Source organism: Sagittula sp. P11 (assembly GCF_002814095.1).
Taxonomy (GTDB): Bacteria; Pseudomonadota; Alphaproteobacteria; order Rhodobacterales; family Rhodobacteraceae; genus Sagittula.
Map to the genome: position 1 here is coordinate 2271119 of NZ_CP021913.1, position 15665 is coordinate 2286783.

The following is a 15665-nucleotide window of genomic DNA, read 5'->3' on the forward strand; positions in this document are numbered from 1 at the left end:
CGCCAAGGAATGGCGCGCGGCGCGCGTCTCAGTCACAAGATGCGCATGGATGTCAGTGACGAAGCCTTGGCCCGCGCGGCCGCAGACGGGGACCGGGAGGCGTTCGCCCTGCTGGTTGGCCGTGTCTACGACCGCGTCTACGCCTATGCCATCCGCCTGACCGGCAATCGGGCGGATGCAGAGGACCTGGCGCAGGATCTCTGCGCGGCGCTGCCCGCCAAGCTGCAGTCCTTCCGGGGCGAGGCGCGCCTGACCACCTGGCTCTACCGTATCACCGTGAACGCCGCGCGGGACCGCTTTCGCCGCCGGGCCACCTACATGAAGGCGACCGAGGGCTGGGGCGACTGGGAACAGGCGCGGCAGGCCGAGATCGCCGAACAGGCGGAGCGGCGCGACTGGCTGACACGGGCGATGGGCGCCCTGTCGGTCGACCTGCGCGAGACGCTGGCGCTGGTGCTCGACGGCATAAGCCAGGCCGAGACGGCAGAGATCCTCGGCATCCCCGAGGGCACCGTCGCATGGCGCGTCTCGGACGCGAAGAAACGCCTTCGGGCCTTGAAAGAGGCCGAAGCGCGGGAGGTGACGAAATGAACGACGACGCCGACGATCTGAACGACCTGAAGGATCTCTTCGACACCGAGCTGCCGAAGCCCGACCCGGCGCGCCGGGCCGATGCCATCGCGCTGGCGATGAAAAATTACGACCGGACCCAAGAAACCGCGGATGCGGCGCGTCGGACCTCTGAATCACAGCCCAAGGGCATATTCAGAGGAGCCATTCACATGCTGTTTCAGATGAACACCCGCGCCGTTTTGACGGCCACGACCGCGCTCGCCGCCGTGGCGCTTGTCGCGGTCATCCCGGTCGTCACCCGGATGCCCGACCGTCTGACCGGAGGCGGCACCGCCGGCCGGACCGAGGTGGCCGCGCCGGACCCCGCGCCGCAGCCGGAGGTCTTCTCGGCCGATGACGTTCAGGCGCTGGCCCCGGGCGAGGCGGATGCGGGCGACCTTTCAATCGCCGCCGAGGAGGAGATGGCAGAAGCGCCCCTGCCGCCGGTCGCCGTCACCGAAGCGCTGGAGGAATTTTCCGCCGATGCTCCCATGCCGCGGATATCCGGCCGCCCGGCCGGGGACGCCGTTCCGCAGGGGGCGCCCGCGCGGCAGTCCACGACCTCCCGGACGATGGCGCCTGCCGGTGCCGCGCCGCAGCCGGGCGGCACCTTCGGCAATATCGTGTCGGGCCGGGTGAATGGCGGCATCGCCCCCGCCCCTGTCCCGCAGTTCGAGCCGGTCCCGGCCCCGATGCCGGACACGGAGGCGTTCCCCGAGGCCGAGCAGAACCCGATCAAGGTGACGGCAGAGGACCCGGTGTCGACCTTCTCCATCGACGTGGACACCGCGTCGTGGTCGATCATCCGCAATTCGCTGACCCGGGGCATGTTGCCGCCGGAGGACGCGGTGCGGATCGAGGAGATGGTGAACTACTTCTCCTACGACTACCCGGCGCCGGAGGGGGACGCGCCCTTTGCCACCCACATCGGCGTGTCGGACAGCCCGTGGCGCGAGGGCACGCAGCTTGTGCAGATCGGTCTGCAGGGGATGCTGCCGGACGCCCGCCCGCCGATGAACCTCGTGTTCCTGATCGACACCTCCGGGTCGATGCAGGACGCCAACAAGCTGCCGCTCCTGAAGCAGAGCTTCCGCCTGATGCTGGGCCAGCTGGGCGAGGACGACATGGTCTCCATCGTGACCTACGCCGGGTCCGCGGGCCGGGTGCTCGACCCCACGAAGGCCAGCGAACGACAGACCATCCTCGACGCGCTGGACAGGCTGGAGGCCGGGGGCAGCACTGCCGGGCAGGCGGGTCTGCAACAGGCCTATGCCACCGCCACCGGGATGGCCCGCGAGGGCGCGGTCAGCCGGGTGATCCTCGCCACGGACGGTGACTTCAACGTCGGCATCAGCGATCCCGACGCGCTGAAGGACTACATCGAGACGCAGCGCGGGACGGGCACTTACCTGTCGGTGCTGGGCTTCGGGCGCGGCAACCTCGACGACGCGACGATGCAGGCACTGGCGCAGCACGGCAACGGCATGGCCGCCTACATCGACACGCTGTCGGAGGCGCAGAAGGTGCTGGTGGACCAGCTGACCGGCGCACTGGTGCCCATCGCCGACGACGTGAAGATCCAGGTCGAATGGAACCCCGCGCAGGTCGCGGAGTACCGCCTGATCGGCTACGAGACCCGCGCCCTGCGCCGCCAGGACTTCAACAACGACAAGGTCGACGCAGGCGAGATCGGCGCAGGGCATCAGGTCACCGCGCTGTACGAGATCACGCCGGTGGGCTCGGGCGCGCGGATGACCGACCCGCTGCGCTATGCGCCGGAGCAGGTGGCGTCGGATCAGGCGGACACGGAGAGTGCCGAGCTGGGCTTCCTCCGCCTGCGCTACAAGGCGCCGGGCGAAAGCGAGAGCAGGCTGATCGAGACGCCGGTGCGGTCGGACGCCGGGGCGCTGCCGCAGGCCGACTGGGCCGCCGCCATCGCGGGCTTCGGCCAGATCCTGAAAGGCTCCGACCTGATCGGCGACTGGTCGATGGGCGACGCCATCGCGCTGGCCACCGGCGCACGGGGCGCGGATCCCTTCGGCTACCGGCAGGAGGCGATCAACCTGATGCGCCTGGCCGAAAGCCTGCAGCGCTGACCCGCGCACACGTCTGACGGGGACGCCGGGACGGACGCTCGCGCATAGCGCATCGCCCCGCCCGCCGTCCCGCCTGCCGAACTGCAAGAACCCTGCCCCCGGACACCCCCGGAGGCAGGGTTTCACCGCGCCTTAACAAAACCGTCACGGCGCTGTTACGTCCCGGGACCAATGCGGCACCTACGTCATTCTGACAGGAGCCATCACATGACCATCCGTTCGATCTGCCTGACCAGCGCACTGGCGCTGACGGCCGGCGCGGCCTTTGCCGACAGCCACGGCCAGATGAATTTCAACCGCATTGCCGCCTTTGCCACCCCGCTGAACATGGCCGAGGGCGAGGACACGCAACGCGAGACCTCCGCCGAGATCATCGCCGCCTCCGACGACGGCATGACGCTGGTCTACACCGACAGCCCGCTGGGCGTGGTGGGCCGCATCGACATCACCGATCCCAGGGCGCCGAAGCCCATGGGCAACACCGAAGTGGGCGGGGAACCGACCTCCGTCACGGTGATCGGCAACACCGCCTACATCGGCGTGAACACCTCCGAATCCTACACGCAGCCGGGCGGCAAGCTGGTGTCGATGGACCTCGCCACCGGCGAGCTGACCGGCGAATGCGACCTGGGCGGCCAGCCCGATTCCACCGCGCATGACGATGCGGGCACCTTCGTCGTCGCCGCGATCGAGAACGAGCGCGACGAGGATGCAGGCGACGGCCGCGTGCCGCAGATGCCGGCAGGCTGGGTCTCGAAGGTGATGATCGAGAACGGCGCGATGAACTGCGACGTGGTCAGGATCGACGTGACCGGCCTGGCCGGGATCGCGGGCGAGGACCCGGAGCCGGAATTCGTCGACGTGAACGGGCTGGGCGAGATCGTCGTCACCCTGCAGGAAAACAACCACATCGTGGTGATCGGCGCGGACAACGCGGTGATGGCGCACTTCCCCGCCGGTGCCGTGGACCTGACCCGCATCGACACGGAGGACGACCGCGCCTCGCTGGTGTTCGACAGCGAGCAGCCGGGCCGCCTGCGCGAGCCCGACGGCGTGCAATGGCTGGACGACACTCACTTCATGCTGGCGAACGAGGGTGACATGGACGGCGGCTCCCGCTCCATTACCGTCTTCGCCAAGGACGGCACAGAGGTCTTCGAGAGCGGCTCCGACTTCGAGACGCCGATCATCCAGGCCGGGCACTACCCCGACAAGCGGTCCGACGCGAAGGGCGTGGAACCGGAAGGCATGGAATTCGCCACCTTCGGCGGCACGCCCTACGCCTTCGTGCTGGGCGAGCGGTCCTCCACCGTCTCCGTTTACGACACCACCGACCCGGCGAACCCGGTGTTCAGGCAGCTCCTGCCCTCCGGCATCGCGCCCGAAGGCGCCATAGCCATCCCGGAGCGCAACCTCTTCGTCACCGCCAACGAGGCGGACCTGATCGAGGACGGCGGCGTGCGGGCGCACGTGATGATCTACGAATACCAGGATGCCCCGGCCGCCTATCCGCAGATCACCTCCGAAGGAGCGGACGAGCTGATCGGCTGGGGGGCGAACTCCGGCATGGTGGCAGGCGAGGACGGCATGATCTACGCCGTCAACGACAGCTTCTACGGCTACCAGCCGACGATCTTCACCATCGACCCGTCGCAGACCCCGGCGCGCATCACCCGTGCCCTGCCGGTCACCCGCAACGGCATGCCGGCGCAGAAGCTCGACATGGAAGGCATCACGCTGGACGGCGAGGGCGGCTTCTGGGTGGCTTCCGAGGGCCGCACCGACCGAGTCATCCCGCACGCGATCTACCACGTGAACGCCGAGGGCGAGATCGAGGACGAGATCGGCCTGCCCGCGGAGCTCTTGAACAACGAGGTCCGCTTCGGCTTCGAAGGGATCACGAAGATCGGCGACACCCTCTGGATGGCCGTCCAGCGGGAGTGGAAGGACGATCCGGAGAACACCGTGAAGCTGGTGGCCTACAACCTCGAGACCGAGGAATGGGGCGCCGTGCGTTACGAGAAGGCCGCGCCGGAAAAGGGCTGGGTCGGCCTGTCCGAGATCGTGGCCCATGGCGACTGGGTCTACGTCATCGAGCGTGACAACCAGATCGGCGCGGAGGCGGTGACCAAGAAGATCTACCGCATCCCCGCAGCCGAGATGGTCGCAGCGCCGCTGGGCGGCGATCTGCCGGTCGTCTCGAAGGAAGAGGTCGTCGACCTGATCCCGATGCTGCAGGCGCAGGGCGGCTACGTGGTCGACAAGATCGAGGGCCTTGCGATCACCGCCGACGGCACGATCTGGGCTTCCACCGACAACGACGGCGTGGACGACAGCTCGGGCGAGACGTTCTTCTGGAAGGCGGGCACGGCCAACACCGCCGCCAACTGAGCCGCATTTTGCGACAAACCCAAGGCGCCCCGCAGATCCCTGCGGGGCGCTTTCCGTTTGCGCGTCCGTTCCGGGCACGGCCTCTGGCCGGCGATCTACGGTCCGCCTCCCATCGTCATGCGAGTGGTCGCCTGATGGGAGCGAATGGGTGCCTTCGAAGGCCCCGCGCCCGGTGCGACTGGCCTATGGCCCGCAACTGGTTGGACATGGGCAACGCGATCTTCTCTGGTCTCCCGTCATGGTTGACCTACGTCTTTCACAGGTGCGTTTTTTCGCGCCGTCTGAAGACAACCGGGCCTTAAACCTTGTGTGCCAGACTTCGGCAGCATCCACGGGGAGGGTTCGATGCCGGAGGATCCTGAATTGTCTTTCGTTCTGTGCATTGTGGCGGGCGCGCTGGCCGTGGCGGCAGGGGCGTTCGGTGCCCTCAGCCTCGCTCCGTCGGCAAGCGCGCTGCTGGCGGTGTTCGCCACGCTGCGGATCTGCTGGCTGGACGACAACATCGCCAACGACCTGCTCGACCGGGATCAGCTTCCCCCCAGCTACATCAACGCGCAACGCCGCCAGCGGTGGCTGGAGGCGCTTCTGCTGGGCCGCTCCAGGGCAGAGGAAACACCTACCCCCGCGCAGGTCGCCACCCGGATGCGGGCAGAGGTGCAGGTCTGGTCCGCCATCGTCGTCGCGGGCGTGGCGGCGATGCTGGCGCGGACCACGCCCTTCGGGATGCTGGTGTCCTTCGGGCTGGCGCTCTGGGCGTTCCTCTGGGCCTTCCGCTTTGCCGACCGGCTGTCGGCGACGCTGTGGCTGGTGGAAACCGGCCGCGTGCTGCCGAGGGAGGACCTGCTGCGCCGTGTCAGCTGGGCTTACTCCGGCCGGAACGACCGCGACCGCTAACCCTTCATCAGGCGCGGCAGCATCTCTGCCAGCAGGTCCCAGACGATGCGCACCCGCGGGCTTGTCTTAAGCTCCCGGTGCGCCACCAGCCACACGGGGTAGTCGAAGGTGATCTCCGGCAGGACCCGCACCAGCAACGGGTCGCCGCTGCCCAGCGTGACCGGCCCGACGCCGATCCCCAGCCCCTGCCGCGCGGCTTCCCAATGCACCGCGTGAGAGGTGGTGCGCAGGCCAAAGCTCGCCTCCGTCACAGTCACGCCGCGCTGCGTCAGCGCCGCGATGAAGGGGGCGTTTTCCTCGAAACCGATGAACCGCGCCGAGCTCAGGTCCTCCGGTCCGCGCACCGGGCCAAGGCTTGCGGCGTAATCCGCGCTGGCGAAGAACCCGGCGGTGTCGTCCGTCAGGCGCTTGCCGATCAGGTCGGGCTGGTCCGGCGCGGCGTTGCGCACGGCAATGTCCGCCTCGCGCCGCTTCAGGTCGCTCATGCGGTTGGAGGACACGACCTCCACCCGGATGCCGGGGGCGATCTCCGCCAGCCGCTTCAGGACCGGCGGCAGCAGCCACATGGAGTAGAGCTCCGGTGCGGCGATGGCGACCGGGCCGGACACGTCCGTCGCCTGTCCGGTGGCGGCCAGCGACACGGCCACCGCCGCCTCGCCCATGGCGCGCACATGTTCGACCAGCCGCGTGCCCGAGTCCGTCAGCACCAGACCGCGCCCGACCCGTTCGAACAGCACGACGCCCAGCTCTTCCTCCAGCGCCGTGACCTGCCGCCCCAGCGTCGGCTGGGTCATGCCCAATGCCCGCGCCGCCGCCGAAAGTGATCCTTCCTCGGCGGTGACGAGGAACGCCCGCGCGCGGTTCCAGTCGAAAGTGACAGAGCGCCAGTCCATGCAATCCTGTATGGATGACACCCCCAAGGGCGTCAAAAGCAAAAGAGGGGGCACAAGGCCCCCTCCCGGTCGTCGTATCGGTCAGATGTCAGTTGACGGTTTCGGCGTCCACGACATCCTTCTCGACCGCCTTGACCTCCGGCTTCGCGATCTCGATCCGGCGCGGCTTCAGCGCCTCAGGGATCTCGCGCTTCAGGTCGATGTGCAGCATGCCGTTCTCATGGGTGGCGCCGGTGACGCGGACATGGTCGGCAAGGTGGAAGCGGCGCTCGAAGGCGCGGGTTGCGATGCCGCGGTGCAGGTAGGTGCGGCCCTCGTCCTCGTCCGCCTTGCGGGCCGAGACGACCAGCGCGTTTTCCTTCACCTCGACGCCGAGGTCGCTGTCGGCAAAGCCGGCCACCGCGATGGAGATGCGGTAGGCGTCGTCGGCGGTCTTCTCGATGTTGTACGGGGGATAGCCCGGCTGCGGCGCGTCGTTGGACAGGACGCGGTCCATCATCTCGGCCAGCTGGTCAAAGCCGACGGATGCACGGTAGAGCGGAGCAAAATCGAAATGTCGCATGGAATCCTCCAGTTGAGCGATACCTGTGTCCGGCCTTCCCATCGGGGACAGGCCGTATTTCCAGTTCCCGGAACCCTGTCAGAGGCGTTCCGGTACAGGAAAATTGGGAATGTCGCGCGCGCGTTTCAAGAGCCGTCCGCACACGAAAAAGCGCCCCGGAGACGGTTCTCCGGGGCGCTCTCGCGAGGTTGTGATCGTTGGATCAGAACTTCATTTCGTAGCCGAGGCCGACGGTGCCCATGCGGACGTTCTCGCTCTTGGAGCCGGCGAGGGTCATGATGACGCGGCCGCCCGCCTTGGTGTCGATACCGAAGTTCAGGGCGAGGTCGAAGCGGTCGTCGTCGGTGCTGCCCGGCGTCGCCGTGACGGTGCCGCCGCTGTTGACGTCGATGTCCTCGTTCATCACGCGGTTCCACGAGAAGTCGACATCGGTGTGCAGGGCGCCGAAGCTGACCGGCGTCGTCTTTTCCCAGCGCACGCCCAGCTTGCCGAAGGTCGTGGTCTGGTCGTAACCCGGGACGATGGCGCCGTTGCTTGCGGTGAAGCTGTCGACTTCCAGCATTTCGCGCGACACGCCGACATAGGGCATCAGGATGTTCGCGGCGTTGCCGCCGAGGGCAAAGCGCTGACCCAGCTCCAGAGAAGCGGCGCGGTAGTCGCTCTCGGTGGAGCCGGACGCGGTGCCGGTCGGGAACAGCATGGTGTAATCGTGGTCGGTGCGGCCGGCGGTGATGTCACCATACAGCTGCAGGCCGCTCGCCGCCTGGTACAGGCCGTAGATGTTCGCCGTCTTGGTGTCGCTGTCGGAGTCGAAGCCGCTGGCGTCGCTGGACGAGTTCAGGCCGCTGAACGCGATACCGGTGCGGAACAGGTACTGCTGCGTCTGGAAGGTGTAGTCGGCGCCGATGGTCAGGCCCTTGCCGCTGAGGTCGGTGCCGCCGGAGGCGGAGCCGGACGATGCGGTGGCAAAAGCGTAGCCGCGCAGGCCTTCGATCCCCAGCATGTCGTTGACGATGGCATTGCCCTGGGTCGAGTAGAAGCCGCCGGTGCCGATGTAGCTTTTCACCAGCGCCAGGATGCGGATCTGCGCGCGGATGTTCTGCGCGACGGTCATCGAGGAGTTGCGGAAGATGTCGGTGGTCAGGATGAACTTGATCCCGCCATCTGTGGCCGCGTTGATGACGCAGGTCTGGAAGGCCAGCGCGAAGGCCGCGGCGGCGTCGCCGCCAAGCCGCAGCTGGTTGAGGTCGGCGACACAGCCGCCGTTGGTGGCCAGCGCGAGGTCGGCGTAGTCCGCTTCGGTCGTGCCGAAGCCGCCGGTGAAGCTGCCGTGTGCGGTCGAGGTAAAGGTGGTGCCGGTCTGCACCAGCGTGGTGGTGCCGTCGGTGGAGATCGCGGTGTCGTTGTTGGCGTCGAGGATACCGATGTCGACCATCGCGACGAGGTTCGCACCGGCGGTCTGGATCGCGCTCAGCACGTCTGCGAACAGGAGGCTGCCGCCGGTGGTGTCGTCACGGTCTTCGTCGGTGATAAGCACCAGCGTCGTGTTGCCGGCGGGGATCGTGTAGTTCTTGAGCACGTAGTCGATGGCGGCATAGCCGTCTTCGGTGCCGCCCGGCGTGGTCAGGTTGGTCGTCGCCGCCGAAAGGTCCGTGGCGTTGCCAAGCTGGCTGCCGCCGATGCTGAACTCGCGGATCAGGCCCGGATTGGTGGAACCCGCGGCAAAGCCCATCAGGCCGTAGTTGCGGCTGCCGAAGCCACCGACAGCCAGCGCGGCGTCGAGGTCGAGCACGAACTGAGTCAGGAAGTCCTGCTCGCCGGACATGGAGCCCGACTCATCCATCATGAAGATGATGTTGGAGGTTGCGCTTTGCGCGTGCGCGGGCCCGGCCAGGGCGAGCGTCATCGCCGTGGAGGCTGCGAGAAAAGTCTTGAACATTATGTCCCCTCACCGAAAAAAAAGCTGGTGTCTGCTGCGGCCAAGTTGCCAAAACCCTACCCGTCCGCATAGGGGGCAAATTTACGATGCGTTAACCTTGTTGCGCGGCGGAAACAGGTGTCCCCAAGCGGTTCGGAATGCTCAATCTTTTGGTGCAGCCTTACCCGGTGCACGCACGAAACGTGCGCCTCCGGACCCCTTTGCGCCGCCTGACAGGACATTTGTCCGCGTCCGGGCGGGCGGGGCCGCGTGGCGTGTCAGCCGGTCCTTCAGGATGACCACATGGGTCGTCAGCTCCATCCCGAAGACACGCGCCGCGCCGTCCTCGTCGGTGCCGGTGGCGGAGACCAGCGACAGGATGCGCAGCCCGCCGCCCTGTTCCGCCAGGATCGGCGCGCCCGAAGCGCCGTAGCCCGCCTTGCAGTCGAACAGGAGGATGCCGCCCGCGTAGCGCGCCAGCAGCCCGCAGGACCGCGGCACCGACGCGCCACGGTGCAGTGCGTCGCCGTAGGGCGCGAGGTAGACGGTCTTTTCCGGTGCCTGTGCCGGGTGCAGCGCGATGGGGCGGGCGTCCTCGGGCGGGATGGCCTCGGACAAACGCAGCAGGGCGACGTCGTTGGCGATCATCGCCTCGTCCAGCTCGATCCCGCCGATGTCGCTGTACCCGGGCGATATCACCCAGTCGGTCACGCCCCGACGCACCGCAGGGGCGCCGGAGCCGAAGCCGACCTCGAACCACACCCCTTGCGGCACAACCGGCCGCCCGTCGTCGTCATGCAGGCAATGGGCGGCGGTCAGGACGATGTCGGCCTCGATCAGCGTACCGGTGCAATACCCCTCGCCGCTGCGCAGCCGGCCCACCGCCTCCCATCCCGTCAATGCAGCCGCGCCGGTGGCCAGCCCCAGCCCGCCCAGGAGGCCGAGCGCGGCGTATCTCAGGGCTTCACGAATTTCGCACCTGTCTCGCGCCGGGCGCCCGCGGCCATCGGTTCCAGACCGTTGCCGGGGTCCTGCGCCACCGCCAGCGCCGCGCGCAGCTCCTTCAGCGGCTTCAGCAGGTCGACGGCCAGCGACACCGCCTTCCCGTCCGCCTCGGCCTTGGCCGAGATGACCGACACGATCCGTGCCTCGCCATTCGTGTCGAAGGCAAAGACCGGCGACCCGGAGGCGCCGAAATCGACGCTGCAGGACAGGACCAGCATGTCGAACTGATGCGCGATCACCGTGCAGAGATCCTGCATCGAGGGCGCCTCCGACCTGTTGTGGGCGTAGGAGACGACGCCCACCTCCGCGCCGGGACCGGGCAGGTCGCTGGTGCCGAAGGGCAGGACGGTCGTGTTGCGGATCGGATGCTGCAGCTCGATCAGGGCGATGTCGTGCCCCACCCGCGCCACGCTGTCGGACGAGGTGAAGTCGTACTCCGGATGCGGCATCGCCTTGCGGGTGCGCCGGTAGGCCGCCGCCCGCCCGTTGCGCCACCCGGCAAGGAACTGGATGTCATCGATCGGCACCCGCGCCCCGGTCGCCGGATCGAACAGGCAATGCGCCGCCGTCAGCACAAGGCTCGGCGAAATGAGCGCGCCGGTGCAGAAGGCCTCTCCGGCGATCTCCAGCCGCCCGACCGCTTCCCACCGCCGCGCGCCCTCCGTGCTCTCCATCGAGAAAAGCCCCTGTGCAGGGGCATTGGTCGACAGCAGGATCAGGCAGATGGCGAAAATCGCGCGCACGTGGTCTTTCCTCTTTGCGCGCGGTTTACCCGTTTTTCAGGGCGAAAATGCGGCGCATCAAAGCTAGATCGCACGACTGACGAACGGTCAACAAGATCAAACCTGCAGCGCCGGGGGCTTCGGTCCGCCGGTCGCCCAGTCCAGCAGTTCGACGGTGTGCACCACCGGCACCCCCGTGCCCGAGCCGATCTGCATCATGCAGCCGATGTTGCCCGCCGCGATCACGTCCGGCGCCTTCGCCTCCAGCGTCTGGACCTTCCGCGCCTTGAGCTGTTTCGAGATCTCCGGCTGCATCAGGTTGTAGGTCCCTGCCGAGCCACAGCACAGGTGGCTGTCGGCGGGTTCCACCACCTCGAAGCCCGCGCGTTTCAGCAGCGCCTTGGGCGTGCCCTTGATCTTCTGCCCGTGCTGGAGCGAACAGGCCGCGTGATAGGCAACCCGCAACGGCCCCGTCCCGCCGGGCGCGTCCGCGGTGTCCGGCCGGTCGATCCCGGCAATCCCCATGCGCGCCGGGCCGAGGTCTGCCTCTGCCGTTTCCGGCATCAGCTCGGCCAGCACCTCCGTCACGTCCCGCGCGATGGCCGCCACCCGCGCGGCGTCCGCGGCCAGCGGCGTCTCGCGGAACATGTGGCCATAGTCCTTCACCGTCGTGCCGCAGCCCGAGGTGTTGATCACCACCGCATCCAGCCCCGCGCCGTCCATCTCGCGCGCCCAGGCCCGGATGTTCTTGCCCGCGGTGCCATGCGCCTCTTCGGACTTGCCCATGTGGTGCGTCAGCGACCCGCAGCAGCCCGCGCCCTCGGCCACCACGACCTCGCACCCGAGCCGCGTCAGCAGCCGGATCGTCGCATCGTTGATGTCGGTGTTCAGCGCCCGCTGCGCGCAGCCGGTCATCAGCGCCACGCGCATCCGCTTGGGCGCCTCGGGCGCAAAGCTCTGCGGATCGTCGTTGCGCGACACCGGCGGCACCTGCTTCGGCGCCATCTCCATCATCGCGCGCAGCCGCGCATCGGGGATCAGCCGGGCGAAGGGACGCCCGATCTTCGCCCCCAGCAGCGCCAGCCGGAACCGGCCCGGATAGGGCAGGATGCGCGCCAGGAGCCAGCGCAGCGCACGCTCGGACCGGGGGCGCTCATAACGCTCCTCGATATAGGCGCGGGCATGGTCGACGAGATGCATGTAGTGCACGCCGGAGGGGCAGGTGGTCATGCAGGCGAGGCAGGACAGGCAGCGGTCGATGTGTTTGACCGTATCCGCGTCCGGCACCCGCTCGTTCTCCAGCATGTCCTTGATCAGGTAGATGCGGCCCCGCGGGCTGTCCAGCTCGTCGCCCAGCACCTGGTAGGTGGGGCAGGTGGCGGTGCAGAACCCGCAATGCACGCAGGCCCGCAGGATTTCGTTGGCGCGCGCGGTGCCCGCATCGGCAAGCTGCTCTTTGGTGAAATTGGTCTGCATGTGTCTCTCTGGGTCTTCAGGCCATCAGCCGGGCGGTGGCCAGTCCGAACCACGGCAGGGTTGTGGCCAGTATGGCAATTACGGTGATCCAGCGGCGGGCGCGGCGGCCCTCCAGCCGGCGGTAAAGCGCGTGGCCCACCATCGCCACAGCCGTGACCCACCCGGCCCACAGCAGCAAAAGCGACGGCAGCGGCGCGCGCGGCTCGAGCCAGAGCGCGGCGCCCATGCCCGCCACCACCGCCATGGCCAGCCCGGCCAGAACGCGCAGGGTGGAGGGCAGGCGCAGCAGCCCGGCGCACAGCAGCGGGCCGGCCACGAAGGTCACGAGGAAGGCTCCGACGACCGGCCAGGTCATCAGTGCAACGTACCGGGGTCGAAGATGCCGCGCGGATCGAACCGCGCCCGGATCGCCCGCGACAGGGCCGCCACGGGCGCCGGCTCCGGCGGGAAGACCGGCGTGGGGCCGCGGCCCCGCACACGCGTCGCATGGCCGTCGAAGGCCCCGAGTCTGGCCCGCGCATCCGTGCCGGTGGGCGTCAAAGCCCAGATCAGGCCGCCGCCCCAGTCATACAGCACCGCGCGCGGCTCCAGCCGGGCGACCAGCCCCGGCGCATCCGAGGGCTTGCAGTGGATGCGCCAGACGTCGCCCTCCCGGCCGTGCATCGGCGCCACGTCGCGCACGTCGGCCCAGGCCTCCGCCACCACCTCCGGATCGCTCTCGACCCGCACCGCCTGTCCGCCGAACAGCGCCGCCAGCTGGCCCGCGCGATACGCGACCGACCCGGCAAAGCCTTCGATCCGCAGCAGGGTCAGCGGATCGCCGTCCGGCCCCACCGGCAGATGCGCCGCCCCGGTCAGGTCGTAGGGCGACCCCAGTGCGCGGGCCATAGCCGCAACCGCCGCCGCGTCGCCCAGCCCGTCGATCAGGACCGAGGCCGCGGCCTCGGGCTTCGGCAGCACCTTCAGGCTGACCTCAGTCAACACCCCCAGCGTGCCGCGCGACCCCGCCATCAGTTTCACGAGGTCGTAGCCCGTGACGTTCTTCATCACCCGCCCGCCGTTCTTCACCACCGTACCGGTGCCGTCGACGAAACGCACACCCAGCAGGAAATCCCGGCAGGCCCCGGCCTGCACACGTCGCGGGCCCGACACATTCGCCGCCACCACCCCGCCGATGGTCGAAACCCCCTCGGTGCCCAGCAGCCCGCGATGGTCCATCGGCTCGAACGCCAGACGCTGGCCCTCCGCATCCAGCACCGCCTCGATCTCCGACAGAGGCGTGCCCGCCGCTGCCACCAGCGTCAAGGCGCCCGGCTCGTAGAGCGACACGCCCGTGACGCCGCCGGTTTCCAGCACCGCCGCCGCGCCGCCGCCGCCGATGGCCCGCGTGCCGCCGCCGCACACCCGCAGGGGCGCCTGCGCCCCGCGCACCGCCTCGGCCAGTTCCGCCTCGCTCCCTGGTCTCATCTCGCCTGCCCTTCGTGCTTCTTTGCTTTCCAAATACTCCGGGGTCCGGGGTGGAACCCCGGCTACTCCGCCGCAAGGGCCACCACGCGCCGTCCCTCGGAGGACGCCAGCGGGAACACCTTCGCCGGGTTCAGCAGCCACTTCGGGTCGAAGACGTCCTTCACCGCCATCTGCGCCTCGAGGTCTTCGGGCGCGTACTGGTGGGTCATCAGGTCGCGCTTCTCGATGCCCACGCCGTGCTCGCCGGTCAGGCAGCCGCCGACCTCGACACAGAGCTTCAGGATCTCTGCCCCGAACCGCTCGCAGAGCTCCAGCTGCCCGGGCTCGTTGGCGTTGAACAGGATCAGCGGGTGCATGTTGCCGTCGCCAGCGTGAAAGACGTTGGCGACCTCCAGCCCGAATTCCGCCGACATCTCGCCGATGCGCTTCAGCACGAAGGGCAGCTCCGTCACCGGGATCGTCCCGTCGAGGCACATGTAGTCATTGATGTTGCCCATGGCGCCGAAGGCCGACTTGCGGCCCAGCCAGATGCGGGCGGCCTCGTCGGCGGACTTCGCCTCGCGCAGCTCCACCGGGTCGTGGCGCTGGGCGATCTCCTTGATCTTGGCAAGCTGCTCGGCGATCTCCGTTTCCGAGCCCTCGACCTCCACGATCAGCAGCGCCTCGCAGTCGGGGTAGCCCGCCTTGGCGAAATCCTCCGTCGCGCGGATGCAGGGCGCGTCCATGAACTCGATCGCCACCGGCAGCACGCCCGCCTTGATGATGTCGCTGACGCAGGCGCCCGCCACCTCGTTCGAGGCATAGCCGATCAGCACCGGGCGCGCGCCCTCCGGCTTGCGCAGGATGCGCAGGGTCGCCTCCGTCACCACGCCGAGCTGCCCTTCGGACCCGCAGACCACGCCCAGCAGGTCGAGCCCGCCGGCATCCAGATACGCGCCCCCCAGCTCCACCACCGTGCCGTCCATCAGCACCATGGTCACGCCCATCAGGTTGTTGGTGGTCACGCCGTACTTCAGGCAATGCGCCCCGCCGGAGTTCATCGCGATGTTCCCGGCAATCGCGCAGGCCAGTTGCGAGGACGGGTCGGGCGCGTAGAAGAAATCCTCCTCCTCCACCGCGCCGGTGACGCTCAGGTTGGTGCGCCCGGTCTGCACCCGGATGAAGCGGTTCTCGTAATCGGTCTCAAGCACCGCGTTCATCCGCGACACCCCGAGGATCACCGAATCCGCGGTGGGCAGCGCCCCGCCCGCCAGCGAGGTGCCGGAGCCGCGCGGCACCACAGGCACGCCTTCCTCGTGGCAGACCTTCAGCACGGCCGCGACCTCCTCGGTCGAGGACGGCAGCACCACCGCCAGCGGCGGGCAGCGGTACGCGGTCAGCGCGTCGCACTCGTAGGCGCGCACCTCGGAAGGTTCGGAGATCACGCCGCGCGGCGACACCGCGGCAAGCCGCTCCACGATGCGCGACTTGCGGGCAAGGATCGCGCCGTCCGGTTCCGGCATCTGCATGGGTGGCACCTCCCTCGGGTCTGCAGCCTGTCCCGGCGCGCAGGTGGCGACCAAGAACGCGGCAATTGGTCAAGTCATATAACCAAAAACCCCTGCAGGCGAGTCAAATTCGCGCGCCCGG

Annotated in this window: 13 protein-coding genes; 4 read left to right on the forward strand and 9 right to left on the reverse strand. The window is 68.6% G+C overall.

Going from position 1 to position 15665, the window contains the following annotated elements:
• Window positions 1-45 precede the first annotated feature (45 nt).
• The 4 genes from CDO87_RS11020 (at window position 46) to CDO87_RS11035 (ending at window position 5993) form a co-directional block, all read left to right on the forward strand.
• The gene (locus CDO87_RS11020) at window positions 46-591 is read left to right on the forward strand and encodes an RNA polymerase sigma factor (RefSeq protein WP_198521865.1); all 546 of its coding nucleotides are present in this window, start codon (window positions 46-48) and stop codon (window positions 589-591) included.
• The gene (locus tag CDO87_RS11025) at window positions 588-2708 is read left to right on the forward strand and encodes a VWA domain-containing protein (RefSeq protein WP_100928827.1); all 2121 of its coding nucleotides are present in this window, start codon (window positions 588-590) and stop codon (window positions 2706-2708) included. Before CDO87_RS11020 ends, CDO87_RS11025 begins: the two co-directional genes overlap by 4 nt.
• A gap of 207 nt (window positions 2709-2915) precedes the next feature.
• A complete protein-coding gene (locus CDO87_RS11030; protein WP_100928828.1) occupies window positions 2916-5099 on the forward strand; it encodes an esterase-like activity of phytase family protein in 2184 nt (727 codons plus the stop codon).
• Between the two features lie 345 nt (window positions 5100-5444).
• Window positions 5445-5993, forward strand: coding sequence for a hypothetical protein (locus tag CDO87_RS11035; RefSeq protein ID WP_157814970.1), 549 nt, complete (start codon window positions 5445-5447; stop codon window positions 5991-5993).
• Here CDO87_RS11035 and CDO87_RS11040 read toward each other — a convergent pair.
• The 9 genes from CDO87_RS11040 to CDO87_RS11080 all read right to left on the reverse strand — a co-directional run bounded on the left by CDO87_RS11040 (window position 5990) and on the right by CDO87_RS11080 (window position 15544).
• Window positions 5990-6886 carry a LysR family transcriptional regulator gene (locus CDO87_RS11040; protein WP_198521866.1) on the reverse strand — a complete coding sequence of 299 codons (897 nt, stop codon included), beginning with the start codon at window positions 6884-6886 and terminating at the stop codon, window positions 5990-5992. The genes CDO87_RS11035 and CDO87_RS11040 overlap by 4 nt on opposite strands.
• An 88-nt stretch (window positions 6887-6974) precedes the next feature.
• Window positions 6975-7448 carry an Hsp20 family protein gene (locus tag CDO87_RS11045; RefSeq protein WP_100928830.1) on the reverse strand — a complete coding sequence of 158 codons (474 nt, stop codon included), beginning with the start codon at window positions 7446-7448 and terminating at the stop codon, window positions 6975-6977.
• A gap of 202 nt (window positions 7449-7650) precedes the next feature.
• Complete coding sequence (locus CDO87_RS11050; protein ID WP_100928831.1) at window positions 7651-9387, reverse strand: autotransporter domain-containing protein; 1737 nt, start codon at window positions 9385-9387, stop codon at window positions 7651-7653.
• Window positions 9388-9528: 141 nt separating this feature from the next.
• Window positions 9529-10266 (reverse strand): trypsin-like peptidase domain-containing protein, encoded by a 738-nt coding sequence (locus CDO87_RS11055; protein WP_157814971.1) that lies wholly within the window; start codon window positions 10264-10266, stop codon window positions 9529-9531.
• Between the two features lie 56 nt (window positions 10267-10322).
• The gene (locus tag CDO87_RS11060; protein ID WP_100930930.1) at window positions 10323-11045 is read right to left on the reverse strand and encodes a serine protease; all 723 of its coding nucleotides are present in this window, start codon (window positions 11043-11045) and stop codon (window positions 10323-10325) included.
• Between the two features lie 165 nt (window positions 11046-11210).
• A complete protein-coding gene (glcF, locus tag CDO87_RS11065) occupies window positions 11211-12569 on the reverse strand; it encodes a glycolate oxidase subunit GlcF (protein ID WP_100928832.1) in 1359 nt (452 codons plus the stop codon).
• A gap of 16 nt (window positions 12570-12585) precedes the next feature.
• On the reverse strand, window positions 12586-12924 hold the full coding sequence (locus CDO87_RS11070; RefSeq protein ID WP_100928833.1) for a hypothetical protein: 339 nt from the start codon (window positions 12922-12924) through the stop codon (window positions 12586-12588).
• The gene (locus CDO87_RS11075; protein ID WP_100928834.1) at window positions 12924-14036 is read right to left on the reverse strand and encodes an FAD-binding protein; all 1113 of its coding nucleotides are present in this window, start codon (window positions 14034-14036) and stop codon (window positions 12924-12926) included. Before CDO87_RS11075 ends, CDO87_RS11070 begins: the two co-directional genes overlap by 1 nt.
• A gap of 62 nt (window positions 14037-14098) precedes the next feature.
• On the reverse strand, window positions 14099-15544 hold the full coding sequence (locus CDO87_RS11080) for an FAD-linked oxidase C-terminal domain-containing protein (RefSeq protein WP_100928835.1): 1446 nt from the start codon (window positions 15542-15544) through the stop codon (window positions 14099-14101).
• Between the last annotated feature and the right edge of the window lie 121 nt (window positions 15545-15665).